The sequence below is a fragment of the Bartonella rhinolophi genome (assembly GCF_036576165.1).
Lineage (GTDB): Bacteria > Pseudomonadota > Alphaproteobacteria > Rhizobiales > Rhizobiaceae > Bartonella.
Genome location: NZ_JBAFWY010000005.1, coordinates 27,501 through 42,236, shown reverse-complemented (window position 1 = coordinate 42,236; position 14,736 = coordinate 27,501). Strand labels below are relative to the sequence as shown.

The 14,736-nt window shown below is 38.2% G+C and carries 10 protein-coding genes; 6 read left to right on the top strand and 4 right to left on the bottom strand.

Features of this window, described 5'->3' with window-relative positions; translation table 11 throughout:
• A complete protein-coding gene (gene gcvH / locus V5N67_RS04380) occupies nt 1-369 on the top strand; it encodes a glycine cleavage system protein GcvH (RefSeq protein ID WP_332060685.1) in 369 nt (122 codons plus the stop codon).
• A 5-nt stretch (nt 370-374) separates the two neighbouring features.
• Complete coding sequence (gcvP, locus tag V5N67_RS04375) at nt 375-3,170, top strand: aminomethyl-transferring glycine dehydrogenase (protein WP_332060731.1); 2,796 nt, start codon at nt 375-377, stop codon at nt 3,168-3,170.
• Between the two features lie 302 nt (nt 3,171-3,472).
• On the opposite strand, the gene alr is transcribed toward gcvP, so the two are convergent.
• Complete coding sequence (gene alr, locus V5N67_RS04370; protein WP_332060684.1) at nt 3,473-4,594, bottom strand: alanine racemase; 1,122 nt, start codon at nt 4,592-4,594, stop codon at nt 3,473-3,475.
• A 725-nt stretch (nt 4,595-5,319) separates the two neighbouring features.
• Between alr and V5N67_RS04365 the strand changes: the two genes are divergently transcribed.
• The 4 genes from V5N67_RS04365 (at nt 5,320) to V5N67_RS04350 (ending at nt 10,225) form a co-directional block, all read left to right on the top strand.
• Nucleotides 5,320-6,150 carry a ferredoxin--NADP reductase gene (locus tag V5N67_RS04365; RefSeq protein WP_332060683.1) on the top strand — a complete coding sequence of 277 codons (831 nt, stop codon included), beginning with the start codon at nt 5,320-5,322 and terminating at the stop codon, nt 6,148-6,150.
• 730 nt (nt 6,151-6,880) lie between these two features.
• A complete protein-coding gene (trhO, locus tag V5N67_RS04360) occupies nt 6,881-7,798 on the top strand; it encodes an oxygen-dependent tRNA uridine(34) hydroxylase TrhO (protein ID WP_332060682.1) in 918 nt (305 codons plus the stop codon).
• A 662-nt stretch (nt 7,799-8,460) separates the two neighbouring features.
• On the top strand, nt 8,461-9,594 hold the full coding sequence (locus V5N67_RS04355; protein ID WP_332060730.1) for a type III PLP-dependent enzyme: 1,134 nt from the start codon (nt 8,461-8,463) through the stop codon (nt 9,592-9,594).
• Nucleotides 9,595-9,640: 46 nt separating this feature from the next.
• Entirely contained in the window at nt 9,641-10,225 is a 585-nt protein-coding gene (locus V5N67_RS04350) for a GNAT family N-acetyltransferase (protein ID WP_332060681.1), read from the top strand.
• Nucleotides 10,226-11,099: 874 nt separating this feature from the next.
• Here V5N67_RS04350 and V5N67_RS04345 read toward each other — a convergent pair.
• The 3 genes from V5N67_RS04345 to V5N67_RS04335 form a co-directional block, all read right to left on the bottom strand.
• Complete coding sequence (locus tag V5N67_RS04345; protein WP_332060680.1) at nt 11,100-12,659, bottom strand: DHA2 family efflux MFS transporter permease subunit; 1,560 nt, start codon at nt 12,657-12,659, stop codon at nt 11,100-11,102.
• A 57-nt stretch (nt 12,660-12,716) separates the two neighbouring features.
• The gene (locus tag V5N67_RS04340) at nt 12,717-13,799 is read right to left on the bottom strand and encodes an HlyD family secretion protein (RefSeq protein ID WP_332060679.1); all 1,083 of its coding nucleotides are present in this window, start codon (nt 13,797-13,799) and stop codon (nt 12,717-12,719) included.
• A 148-nt stretch (nt 13,800-13,947) separates the two neighbouring features.
• Nucleotides 13,948-14,340, bottom strand: a complete 393-nt coding sequence (locus V5N67_RS04335; RefSeq protein WP_332060678.1) for a Fur family transcriptional regulator — start codon at nt 14,338-14,340, stop codon at nt 13,948-13,950.
• Between the last annotated feature and the right edge of the window lie 396 nt (nt 14,341-14,736).

The window sequence follows — 14,736 nt, the reverse complement described above, 5'->3', positions numbered from 1 at the left end:
ATGGCTAAAATTTATTTTACACAAGATCATGAATGGCTCAACGTTGAAGGGGAAGTAGTCACGATTGGTATCACGCATTATGCTCAGGAGCAGTTGGGTGATTTAGTTTTTGTTGATTTGCCGCAAACTGGAACACAACTTTCCAAGGGAGATTCTGCTGCTGTTGTAGAATCGGTTAAAGCGGCTTCAGATGTTTATGCTCCTCTTGATGGTGAAGTGGTTGAAATTAACGAGACATTGGTAAATACCCCTGAACTGGTAAATCAGAAAGCCGAACAAGATGGTTGGTTATGGAAAATGAAATTACAGGATGAAACGCAGCTTGAAGGGTTGCTGGATGAGACTGCTTATAAAGCACTGATTGGATGAGTGCTATGCAGGAACGTTGTTTTTTTTCTCGACATACTGGAATTCGCTTTGATGAAATACAAAACATGCTTGATGTTTTAGCGCTTGATTCCATTGATACATTAATTTCTCAAGCGGTTCCTCAGTCTATTCATTTAGGGCGTCCACTGAATCTGCCAAAAGCAGCCAGTGAAGGACAAGCTTTAGAAGAGCTATCCAAGATTATGGGACAAAATCATCTGTATAAAAGTTTTATCGGGCAGGGGTATCATGGAACATATGTGCCTCCCGTTATTTTGCGGAATCTTTTTGAAAATCCAGCTTGGTATACTGCATATACACCTTATCAAGCAGAAATTAGCCAAGGTCGTTTAGAGCTTTTGTTTTATTTTCAGACATTGGTTAGTGAATTAACTGGTTTGCCTGTTGCAGCAGCTTCACTTCTTGATGAGGCAACCGCTTTAGCTGAAGCTAATGCCATAGCTGTGCGTTTTGCGCGTGAGAAAAAAACAAAAATTTCACTTCAAAGTCTTTTGCATCCTCAAATTTTGAGTGTTGCGCAAACACGTGCCCAAACACAGGGCATTCAGATAAATGAAAAGAGTGAGATTTGTTCTGAGACAGCTGCGATTGTGTTATCTTGGCCAGATACCAAAGGCACTTTTAACGATTACACAAACGTCATTAAAGAGGCAAAAGCAAAAGGAGCGCTGGTAATCGTTGTTGCAGATCCTTTGGCGCTTACTCTTATGGAACCGCCTGCTCAATGGGGTGCTGATATTGTTGTCGGCTCTATGCAGCGTTATGGGGTTCCAATGGGGTTTGGTGGTCCTCATGCTGGCTACCTTGCAGTCAGTGATGCTTTAACGCGCTTAATCCCAGGGCGGATTGTTGGTCAATCAGTGGATACAAAGGGACGCGTTGCTTTTCGTTTAGCGCTGCAAACACGTGAACAACATATTCGACGCGATAAAGCGACGTCGAATATTTGTACAGCACAGGCTTTGCTGGCAAATATGGCAACAGCTTACGCTGTTTGGCATGGACCGCAAGGCTTACGGGCAATTGCGCAACGGGTTCATCATTTAACATGCTGCTTTGTTGGTGGTTTAGAGGCAGCAGGGATTTCTTGTGAAGGAGAATATTTCTTTGATTGTGTAAGCATTGTTGTGAAGGGAAAAGCTCAAGAGATTGCTGCTCAAGCAAAAATGGGTGGGCGTCTTATCCGGATTCTTGATGATGATACGGTTGTGATCAATTTTGATGAATTGTCAACAAAAGAGGATGCTTGCGCTTTAGCTGAGCTTTTTGGTGCACAATTAGTTGATCAGGTTTCTCCACGGTTTTGGGGAAAAGAACGTGATGCTGCTTTTCTTTCGCAGCCATTTTTTCATGCGGTTCATTCAGAGACAGATATGATGCGCTTTTTGCGTCGTTTATCGGATAAGGATTTAGCATTGGATCGAGCAATGATTCCGCTTGGTTCTTGTACGATGAAGTTGAACGCAGCAGCTGAATTAATACCTATGAGCTGGTCTACAGTTGCTCATATGCATCCCTTTGTTCCTAAAGAGGATGCGGTAGGTTATCAAGAAATGATGAGTCAGTTGAATGCATGGTTGTGTGAAATCACAGGATTTTCGCAAGTATCTTTTCAGCCAAATTCTGGTGCTCAAGGCGAGTATGCTGGGCTTTTGGCAATACGCCGATATTATCAATCGCGTGGGGAACATCAACGTACAGTTTGTCTTATTCCTGCGTCAGCACACGGTACCAATCCAGCTTCAGCTCATATGGCAGGAATGAAAGTCGTTGTGGTGAAATGCTTAAGCGATGGTGATGTTGATATTGATGATCTCAAAATGAAAGCGCAATTGCATAAAGATCATCTGGCAGCTTTAATGATTACCTATCCCTCAACACACGGTGTTTATGAGGAAAGTATTAAAGATATTTGCTCTATTATTCATGAAAATGGCGGACAAGTTTATTTTGATGGTGCAAACCTCAATGCACTTGTGGGGCTTGCACGTCCGGCAGATATTGGCGCAGATGTTTGCCATATGAATTTGCATAAAACATTTGCAATTCCCCATGGAGGCGGTGGTCCTGGTGTTGGTCCGATTGGAGTTGCAGCACATCTCAAGCCATTTTTACCAGGTCATGCACAAGATGGGACGACGCATGCGGTTTCGGCAGCTCCTTATGGAAGTGCATCCATTCTTGTTATTACATGGATGTATATTCGGATGATGGGAGCGGATGGCTTAAAATACGCAACGCAAATAGCAATTTTAAATGCTAATTATATTGCGGCGCGTCTTGCACAAGCTTATTCTATTCTTTATCGGGGCAAACATGGGCGTGTTGCTCACGAATGTATTGTCGATACACGCGTGTTGAAAGACCAATATGGGATTAGTGTTGATGACATCGCAAAACGTTTGATTGATTATGGATTTCATGCGCCAACGATGTCGTTTCCAGTTCCTGGAACTTTGATGATTGAGCCAACTGAATCAGAGCCAAAGGCAGAGATTGATCGTTTCTGTGATGCTTTGCTATCGATTGCTGAAGAAGCTAAAAAAGTCGGTGCGGGGGTTTGGTCAAAAGAAGATAATCCATTGGTAAATGCACCACATACATTGATAGATACTCTAGATGATGCTTGGGCGCATTCTTATTCGCGACAAGAGGCTGCTTTTCCTAATCGCTCTCTTGATCCAGCGAATAAATATTGGCCTCCTGTTTCTCGTATTGATAATGTTGCGGGGGATAGAATGCTTATTTGTTCTTGTCCGCCATTGGGAAATACGTATTAAAATTTATTATTTGTACTGAAAAAAGCTCACACATTTTGTGTGGGCTTTTTTTCTTCTTCATATAAATTTGGTGATATTACCCTCTATGGGTTGTTGTTTTTTTGGTAATACTCTTAAAGCAAATTGATGATTTCCATTTCTATTGTTCTGTGAAGTGTTTTCATGAAAAACACTGATGAATAAAATATTGAAGAAGGGGTATGAGCAAGAGTTGCCGTTGATTGTCGCAAAATATTTTGCGAAAAAATTTATTATGCTACTTTTCAAGATGATGATTTTCATCGTTTCATTTTTTGGTGCTTCTAAATGTAAATGCGTTTATAGCGAGAACCTAGAGAAGTGAGAATCTCATAAGGAATAGTATTGGCATTTTCAGACACTTGTTCGACAGTTTGATTTGTTCCGATGAGTTCGATCCAATCACCTCTTTGAGGCTTTTTGCATTCAAGATCGGTAGAATCAACAATGATGGAATCCATGGAAATGTTGCCAACAATGGGGAGTTTGTGTCCGTTGAAATAAACGGCACCTTTATTAGAAAGAGCACGTAGCCAGCCATCGGCATAGCCAACAGAAATGATCGTAAGAGTGCTTGGCCTGCGAGTAATAAAACTTCCTCCATAACCAACGGGGACTCCTGCATCACTTTCACGACTTTGAATGACTTGAGCTTCAAGTTTTAAAACAGGTTTAAGGAGCGTTGGGTGGTTTCCATGGGGATTGATTCCATAAAGTGCGATCCCTGGGCGAACAAGGTCAAAATAAAAATCTGAACCAAGAAAAATGCCTCCAGAATTGGCAAATGAAGCTTTGCAGATGGGCAGTTGTGTAAGTGCGGTTTTGAAAGATGCCAATTGAGCATAATTGGATGAATGTGTGTTATTATCTGCATTAGCGAGGTGACTGATAATGTACTTTATTTCTGCTTTTTCAAAAAGGGTAGGTTGTTTGATAAGCTGTTGTAATTCTTTTTTATCGAGTCCTAATCGGTTCATATTGGTATCGATTTGAACAATTGCGGGAAATTTTTTATCCTTTTTTTGACAAAGAGTTTGCCAACTTTCAATTGCATTCCAAGAATTCAAAACAGGGACAATACCAGAGTGCGCTACAAATTCTTCTGCCATGTGAGGAAGTCCGTTCAGAAGAGCAATTGTAGCATCTGATGGTAAAATAGTTTTTAATTGGAATGCTTCTGCAATTTGCGCTACAAAAAAAGTACGGCAACCAGCTTGATAAAGTGCGGGAGCAATTTGGTCAGCACCAAGCCCATAGGCATTTGCTTTTACAACTGCTGAACATTCTGTGGGAGCAACATGTTGGGCGAGGGTTGTATAATTAGCGACAAGAGCACCAACATCAATGGTTGCTACAGCTGCATAAGGAAATGACGCACTTGTTTCATTATGAGCGGATTTGTTCATTTTAAAACCCTATCTGTGTCGATAAGACACCAAGTTCCCTTTGGTTATTGCTACGCGTTTCTACGATATGCGGAAGGGATGCGAATATTGCTTTTTATTTTCAACATTATTAGCAGTTTATACGCAATTATGCATCATGGAAGCAATTCTTTAATGTAAAATACTTGCTTTCAAATATAGTCAGTAGACACCTTACTCTTTGTTTGTATCGTTTTAGTGATATTATAAGTTAAGCCATTTCTATTATCAAAAACTTATCACGAAATTTCATCTCCTCTTTTTATAAAAATAAACGCTACCAAATTATTCATACTTAAATGTTTCATGTTTTAATTTTTCAAAATGCTTATGTTGTGTTTTCCCCATCTTTACTAACAATGCATGGTACGATTGGTGTTATGTGCATAGTTTTTCTGGGTTTTGTTGGAGATTTTCTGTCTTATTCGGATATTATGAGAAGCATATTTTAGAATATTCTGAAAAACTGTAGAGTGGTATATATTTTTGAGGAATAACGAGGTCATCCTTTAATAAATAAGGCAATCATTTCTATTATTTTACATGATACCCTTTTATTTCAGTTTTTCTATTATGGTGAATTTTGATACAAAAATGTTAATTGAGAGGTTGATATTTTAGGAGAAATATTGGCAGATAGTTTTATGAGTATTATATCATTTTAAAGATGTGAGCTTCAGTTTAGATAAAAATATAAGGAAAAGTTTATGAATACGTCTGCCACTACAGTTCAGTCAAATATTAGCGACGTTGTATCAAACTTTCCAATTCCTGAAAATGTGTTTGCATTGACTGTTCAGGAAGTTCGTCATTATACAGATCATTTGTTTAAATTTCGTCTGAATCGTCCAGAAAGCTTTCGTTTTCGTTCTGGCGAATTTGTCATGATCGGTTTGCCGAATGCAGAAAAGCCAATTTATCGTGCTTATTCTATTGCAAGCCCATTTTGGGACGAACAGCTTGAGTTTTTCTCGATCAAAGTTTCAGGAGGGCCGTTAACTGAGCATCTGCAAAAAATCAAAATTGGTGATACAGTTTTAATGCGTAAAAAATCTACAGGAACACTGGTTCTTGATGCACTTATTCCTGGAAAACGCCTTTATCTTCTCTCAACGGGAACAGGTGTTGCTCCCTTTGCAAGTCTTATCCGTGATCCTGAAACTTATGAAAAATTTTCAGAAGTGATACTTATTCAAACAACTCGTGAACGAGATGAGCTTACCTATGCAAAAGATCTTGTTGCCTCTTTACAGCAAGATCCGCTAATTGGTGAATATGCACAACAGTTGAAATTTTACCCCATGACCACCCGTGAGCCTTCCGAACATATGGGGCGCATTACTACTGTTATGGAGAATGGCACTTTTTTTGAGATGACTGGTTTGCCGACAATTCATTCTGATGAAGATCGGGTGATGATTTGTGGTTCCATGGCGATGCTGAAAGATTGTGCAAGGATGTGTGAAGCTTTTGGTCTTGTCGAAGGTGCTAACAATGCACCAGCTACTTATGTTGTGGAACGTGCTTTTGTTGGGTAAAAGAACAGTTGTGGTAATGCATATGCCCATGACACTTGAGCTCTTGTTTAAATAAGTTATTTAGGAATTATCCAAGAATTGCTCATATGGAATATATTGGATAGTTGAAACTAATGCGCAGTGTTGTCTTATAGAGTACCATCCATAAGACAGAAATGGATTTGAAAGAAGGAAAGCCACTAAGGCAAGTTATAAAAGCAATGCCACTAGATTTTTTAAGAGAGGAATTTAAGGTATAAATATTTTTCACAGCTGTTATTCCTTTGGCGTTACAGCATGAAAAAAAGGGTGATTTTGCGGTTGTTTATATGGCTGATAAATTTTTTTGATAACTTGAGTATCTTTGATGAATTTTGCTTTTGTGCGCCAAATTTATTAGCCTATATTATAAAATTGTTTCTGCATCAACGATGAGGGACTTTGGTCATTGCTTTCATTTTATTGAAGGTATTTGCGATTTACACTAAAGTGATATCCTATATGGTCTCAATTATTTTTAATTTTTTGACGAGATGCGTGTGCTAAATGCACGCTACTTTACAGATCATCAATGAAAAAATAAATGTGGCTGGTTTGTTTTTAGAAAAATGAAAAAGGTAATCTTTTTTGAGGCAAAGAATGTTCTTTCTTCAAGAAAATGATGTTATCAGTATAGTTTGGTTGAGCACAATTTGTAAAGAATAAATGAATAAGTCTTGAAATTGAATGAAACGCACGTTATGGCAGGAATATGGAAAAGAATTTTAGAGTTGTTGCTGTTTATTGCTTCGCGGATTTAAAACATTATCGTCAATTACAGAAGCCTTTGCTGGATTTATGTCAAGCAGAGGGCATTAAAGGCACTCTGCTTTTAGCAAAAGAAGGCATTAATGGAACTGTCGCTGGTTCTTGCACTGCGATTGAGACATTAGTAAATTTTATTAATGCTGAACCTGCATTTCAAATGCCAGAGATTAAATATTCATGGGCGTCCAAAATGCCTTTTCATCGTATGAAAGTGCGGTTGAAAAAAGAGATTGTGACAATGGGGGTCGAAGGCATTGACCCATTAAAGATTGTTGGAACCTATGTGGCACCTGAAGATTGGAATGCTCTTATCCAAGATGAAGAGACACTTTTAATTGATACACGTAATGATTATGAATATGCGATTGGAAGTTTTCAAGGAGCAATTGATCCTCATATTAAAACATTTCGTGAATTTCCTGCATGGGTAGCAAAACATGAAGCTGATTTAAAAAAGAAAAAGAAAATTGCTATGTTTTGCACAGGTGGTATTCGGTGTGAAAAATCAACGGCTTATGTGCGTGAACTTGGTTATGAACAAGTTTATCATTTAAAAGGTGGTATTCTTAAATATTTGGAAACAGTTTCAAAAGAAGAGAGTCTGTGGCAGGGTGAATGCTTTGTTTTTGATGAACGTGTTTCTGTTGGACATGGTCTTGAAGAGTGTGGACGCGAATTATGTTGTGGTTGTCGCAGTCCTCTTAATGCTGACAGTAAATTGTCGCCTCATTATGAGGAAGGTGTTTCGTGTGATGCTTGTTATAATACGCGCAGTGAAAGCGATAGGCAGCGCTTTCGAGAACGCCATAGGCAATTCCAATTATTAAAATTGCGTGCAGCTCACTCTCATCAAGGGCAATAAGAGTGTTGCGCCTTAGAGTTTACAGATTTTTCTTTTTTGTTGAAAAAGAAAAGGTGCTTTAGTGTTTTAATAAAGTTAGGGAGTGACTTCTCAGTTTCTTGTTTTGTGCACGAGAAGGTGAGGGTGCTTATCTGTTTGAAAGCAGTGTCGCTTTTTTGCATCATGTTGTGTTTTAAAAGTAAAGAATCTCTGAAGTTCAAAAAAATGATTGAAATGAGGGGGAATTGATCTTATAAGTACTCTTGCCCAAAGTCGCGCGTGCCTGTGGGTGTCCGCTGGTTCTCAAATGGTGAGATTATCCGGTACGGTACCTGGAACTAACCGCTCCAGTCATTCTTACGACCAATCGAAAGAATGAGGACATCTTGAAGCAACGACGGTCGGGCCTTTCTGGTGTCTCCCAGCTGTCCAAATGCTGGGATAACTATAGAGGCACACCTCATTGCCTTCAGTGCGGAAGTAGTTTTCTCAATTCCAATCAAAAAGGCAGACAAAGTAGAACAAGCGCGTTTTCGCGCTGTTTTTTCACTGCATACAATGCTGATTTCCTAATAATATTGGGATGAAAAATGGATTGTGTGTGTTTTGTCTTTTGGCTATTGGCAGCTCTGTGCTGTCCACGTACAGAATGGGGAAGCTTATTCCCTTGGGAGAATTGGCAGATGGCAACGCAACGTATTCGTGATTTTCTCGCAACACATCGTTTTGAAGGTTCGTACTTAGTTGTTGACCTTGATGTTGTTCATAAAAATTATTTAAATTTTAAAAAAGCATTTCCGCAATCCCGTATTTTCTACGCCATGAAGGCGAATCCAGCACCTGAGATTTTAAGTTTGCTGGCTTCTTTAGGATCTTCTTTTGATGCAGCTTCTGTATCAGAAATTGAAATGGCTTTAAAGGCAGGTGCAACGCCTGAGCGTGTCTCTTTTGGGAATACTATAAAAAAAGAGCGTGATATTGCGCGTGCGCATGCACTTGGCATTTCGCTTTATGCGGTTGATTGCGTTGAAGAAGTGGAAAAAATTGCTCGTGCTGCTCCAAAAGCTCGTGTTTTTTGTCGTGTTCTTACCGATGGAAAAGGTGCAGAGTGGCCATTGTCACGTAAATTTGGTTGTGTTCCTGCTATGGCAGTTGATGTGCTGCGTCGTGCACATCAATTAGGCTTACAAGCGTATGGTGTTTCCTTTCATGTAGGGTCTCAGCAGACAGATCTTGGTGCATGGGATCGTGCTTTGTTGGATGCAGCAACAGTTTTTAAGTGCTTGGAACAAGAAGGAATTGCGTTGAAATTGGTTAATATGGGGGGTGGTTTTCCAACGCGTTATTTGAAAGATGTTCCTACTGAGCAGACTTATGGTACGGCTGTTTTTGATTCATTAAAAAAGTATTTTGGCAATCGTCTTCCTGAAACAATCATTGAACCAGGGCGTGGGATGGTTGGAAACGCTGGTGTTATTCGCACAGAAGTTGTTCTTATATCTAAAAAAGCGGACAATGATAATATTCGATGGGTTTATCTTGATGTTGGAAAATTTAATGGCCTTACCGAAACCATAGATGAGGCTATTCGCTATCCTATTGAGACACCTCATGACGATAAGGAAATGGAGCCTTGTATTTTAGCAGGTCCAACATGCGATTCGGTGGATGTTCTTTATGAAAAAACACCTTATTTGTTACCTTTATCCCTCACAGTTGGGGATGAGTTGTTAATTCATGGAACTGGTGCTTATACAGTGACTTACGCATCTGTTGCATTTAATGGCTTTGAGCCTTTGCGATCTTATGTGATTTGAGTTTTTCTTTTGTAGCGGCAAAGGTGTAGTGGGGTGTGTGACAAAGATGGATATAATTAATTTTCAAACAAAAGATGGTAAATTTTTTACACTCACATCTGAACAAGAAGCTGATAAACTTCCTCGGGAACGTTTGCTTGATTTGACTTTGGGTAAGGGGCGTAAGCGTAAATCATCAGAGGCTTTGCGTCGTGGCAGGTTGGCTGCATGCGGGCTTTCTTTTGTCGTCAAAAATATGTTTGGAGAGCTTGTAGGCAGTGTGCGTCTTTGGCATGTTCGGTTTCGTAAAGGACAAAATGGAACACAGCATGCTCTGCTTTTGGGTCCCTTGGCTGTTGCCACAGAATGCTCTGGTATGGGAATAGGATCAGTTCTTATGCGGCACGCAATTGAAATAGCAAAAAAATCAGGCTACGGCGCTATTTTTCTTGTAGGTGATTCTGAATTTTATCAGCGTTTTGGCTTTTCAAGCAGCCTCACAAAAAATTTAGCAATGCCTGGTCCTTATGAAAAACACCGTTTTCAGGCATTAGAATTGATTCCTCACTATCTTTCTTCATGTCATGGCATTTTGGTGCCGAGTGGCAAGCGACAAAGATGGGATTCTTTCCAGCACCATAAAGTTGCTTAAAAGAATTTGTTGTCTGGTTTTAATTTGTCAGTGATGATAGCTTTATTGCGTAGCATGATCTCTGTTTTGCTGTAAATTTATTTTCTTAGTAATTTTTTATATTTTTATAAAGAGTTGTTTTAGTCTCAAAATATCTTATTAAAGAAAATTCTATTCAATATCATCTTAGTTATTAATCATTATTGCAATAGTGATACAAAAATAAATATGAAAATTAATGCTGCATAATTTATTTAAATGAAAAATAGCAGTTTTGTTGTTAACAGTTGAGCATTTACAAAGTTTTTTGGAATACTCAAACTTTTAGTGATATTAAGTTTTCTTGAAATTATACTCACTAGGTTTTGATAACGTATTCAAAAATAGAAGTAGGTAAATTTTTTAGCTGGTTTTAGATGCGCCAATTCTTTATTTGTAAGTGGTAAAAACTGAAGGTATTTTGATTTTTTTTATTGTGTAACTACAATTTTTTTTAATTGCTTTTACAAAAATTAATAATCTATGTTATTTGAATATATTGTATCAACGAGAATATGCCTTCAGTGAAAATCACTGATATCAGAAAAGTTCAGTTCAACATTTAGCAAAACTTGAGAATCTCTTTAATTTACCACACATGATTTTTATTAGTTTTTTTTCGCGTTTAATTTCATCATGTTATGTATCTTAAAAATTAAATAATGCAATAAATTTAAGGCACACGAAAAGAATAATTCTTATCTTAAAACATTAGAATTTTGAACGTGATGAAGAATGCTGACATTGGTCACATTAAAGGAGGATAACTTATTGAGTCAGCTAACAAATAAATAGATGATGCGGTACGCATAAAGTGATTCAAAAAGAACTCTGTCCAAAATTCATCATATTTTGCTTAGTGATTGGGAGAGGTATCGGTGGATGGTGGTATTTTCTTGAGAAAAATAGATAAGCAAGTTAAGATGCCAAAAAGAACAGTCATCATAAAGAAAATATCACTAAAAGTCATAACTATTGCTTGCATGCGAACCATGTTAAAAAGTTGCGATAAGGCGAGGGCATGTGGGTCAAAAGTGATAGTGTTAAAATACATGGTGAGCTTTGAAAGTATTTCAGTTGCTTGCTTATTTCCCCAGTGGACTGTTTCAGCTATTTGTCCATAATGAAAATCTGTTCGTTGCATCATAAAAGTGCTGATAATAGCAAGCCCTACTGCACCCCCAAGGTTACGTGTGAGATTAAAAAGTCCAGAGGCATTTTGCAGCTGTTCTGGCGGTAAAGATCCGAGGGCAATATTATTGATGGGAACCATACACAACATAATAGAAACGCCGCGAAAAATTTGGGGCCAAAAGAGTTCCCAGAAATCCCAATTATCTGTAATAGCGGTGGCCAACCATGTTCCCCACGCAAAGCAAGCAAGCCCTAATGCCATCATAAGACGTGCATCGATTTTTGCTGAAAGAAATCCAGCAAGGGGAGCGGTAAAAGCCATGGCTAAACCTGAAATAAAGAGCGTTTCTCCAATCATGAGGGCGTCATAGTGGCGAACTTGACTTAAATAAACAGGATAAAGGTAAGTAAGACCATAAAGACCTATTCCAAGCATGAAAGAAAAAATGGATGCGATTAAAAAATTGCTATCGACAAAAGCAGAGAGATTAACAATGGGTTCTTTTGCAGTAAAAACACGCCAGAAAAATACGCTTGCAGATAGAACCATGATAATGAAAAAACTAAAAATTACATTATCCTGTAACCAATCATGACGTGCACCTTCCTCTAGAATATATTCTAAAGACCCCAAAAAGACTGCCATAGAGATAAGGCCAAGCCAATCAAACTTAGCCATTAAAGACGGATCAGCTTTATCAAAATCGATCAGTTTCCAAGTGATAATTGAGATAATAGCTCCAAAGGGCACATTGATGAAAAAGAGCCAATGCCATGATAAGACATGACTGATATAGCCTCCCACTGTTGGACCGATGGTTGGTGCCAATGTTGCGATCAATCCAATGATGGGTGAAACAATTGGTCGTTTAGAAGGAGGAAAAAGTGTATAGCAGGCAACAAAAACACTGGGAATAATGCCGCCACCGATAAACCCTTGGAGTGCGCGGTACACAATCATTTGCTCAATAGATGTTGCGGTTGCACAAAGGATAGATGTGATAGTAAAACCAGCAGCCGATAGGCTAAAAAAAACTCGCGTTGAAAGCAAACGACCCAAAAAGCCGGAAAGGGGTAACATGATAACCTCGGCAATGAGGTAAGAAGTTTGAACCCATGAAATTTCATTAGAACTGGCTGATAAACCAGCTTGGATTTCAGCTAAAGATGAGGAAACGATTTGGATATCTAAAATAGCCATGAACATACCAAAAGCCATAGCAATAAAAACGACAATCTTTTGTATTCCTATATGCTCTTGGGGATGAGAAGACGCAGGCATAGTTTCTTCCATATTGGGATTACGCAATTTTTATTATAAACTTATTATAAGAGACTTTTATTGCGGCTTTTTACGCGTATCAATTTCTACTGAAACACTTAGTCCAGCTTTGATTCGCCCGCTTTTTAATGTTTCTTCAGGAATAGAAATCCGCACAGGAACACGTTGGGTAATTTTGGTAAAGTTTCCTGTAGCGTTTTGTGGAGGTAGGAGAGAAAACACAGCTCCTGTTGCAGGAGAAACAGAAAGCACTACGCCTTGGACAACATTTTTTTTGAAAGCATCAATAGAAATATAAGCTGTTTGCCCACTGTAAATATTTTGCAACTGCGTTTCTTTATAATTTGCTTCAATATAAAGTGCGTGAATGGGAACCAATGCTGCCAGATGCTGACCATTAACAACAAAATCGCCAGTCTTTGCTGTTAAATTTCCGATAATTCCATCGAAAGGAGCCCGTAGGGTAGTCGAATCAAGGTCACGTTTTGCTTTATCGTGCATAAGCTCAAGACTTTTCGTTTGGCTTTCTGTTTCATGAAGTTGCGCTTCTAGCACTTGAATATTAGCGCGTGCTGCAGCTATTTGTGCATCTGACCGCGTGACATTAGCAATAGCTTGTTCATACGCTGATTTTGCCCTATCAACATCGGATTGGGAAACATAACGATCAGCTTGAAGTTCTGTGTTCCGTTGTAAGGTAAGCTGTGCATTGGTTGCTATAGCTGATGCCGCAGCTTTTTGCGCTTGAGCATCATCTAAAGCACTGCGCGCTGCTAAAATCTGTGCATGAATGCGCACAAGAGTTTTTTCCTGTGTATCGAGGCGTGCTTTTGTTTGATCTAAAGCAATTTGGTAATCACCATTTTCCAAACGGAATAGAATATCACCTTTTTTAACAGTTTGGTTTGCTTGAACAGAAACTTCTTCAATATATCCAGCTAATTTAGGGGCAATAGTAGCAATATCTCCCTGTACATAAGCATCATCGGTTACAATCATATATCGCCAGTGTGTCATCCACTTATAGCCAAACCACAATATACAAAGGGCAAAAATAATAAGAAAAACATTAATTATTTTATTCTGTTTTATTTTATTAAAGTGCTTGTTTTTTGAAACAACAGTTTCAGGTTTTGGCATGGATTTTATACTTTCAATTCAATGTATATAATGGGCAAACTATTACTACAGGAGAGAATGATATGTGTAGCAGAGGCAATAAAAATTTTAAAATAAAGGGGAACGATAACATATAATGCTTAATATGCAAATTTTTTAACATCAAATATTATATAGTTGCGCATTTTTTGCAAATTCCTCGTACTTCTATGGTACTTTTGTGCGCTTGAAAATCCACTTCTTGAACCATTTGTTTAACGTTGTATACTATAGCTTGGTTTTGTATTTCATTTACTTTGCTACATTTATCACAAATTGTAAAAATTGTGAATTCGTGTTGACAATTTTCAGGATGTAAACAAGCCATAAAAGCGCTTACACTTTCAAGGCGATGAATACATTTTAATTCTACAAGTTTTTCTAATGCACGATAGATTTGTAAGGGCGCACGTAATCCCTCATCGCGCAAGCGATCAAGAATCGCATAAGCACTTAAAGGTTTTTGTGCGCTCTTTAAAATATTCAGAACCAGCATCTGGTTACGTGTAAGTTTAGATGGCATTTGCACCTTCCTTATTCATTGCATGAGAAAGCATAAAGTGTACAAGATGTTTGTGCAATGGTGATTATAGAATGTTTGCTTTACATGTAAGGATATTACGTTTTTTAAGACCTGTACTATTTTGATAGAAATTTTTATTCTCACACGTTTAGATTGCAAAATAAGGTACTGGAATTATTTTTTATTTTTTCTGTAAAAATTTGTTGACTCTTTGTGAAAAAGGGTTCTATATAGCGTTGTAACGAGAGCGGTTTCTGCTTGCGGTAGGGGTTTTATGTTCTTGTTTATACAGTAAGAATTTACCATATACATTGCGATTATTATAGGTTATGTCTAGGATTTACGCTTTTAGGTGTGTGGTTTTTTTTTGTGATTTATAACGGTTTATAACTGTTT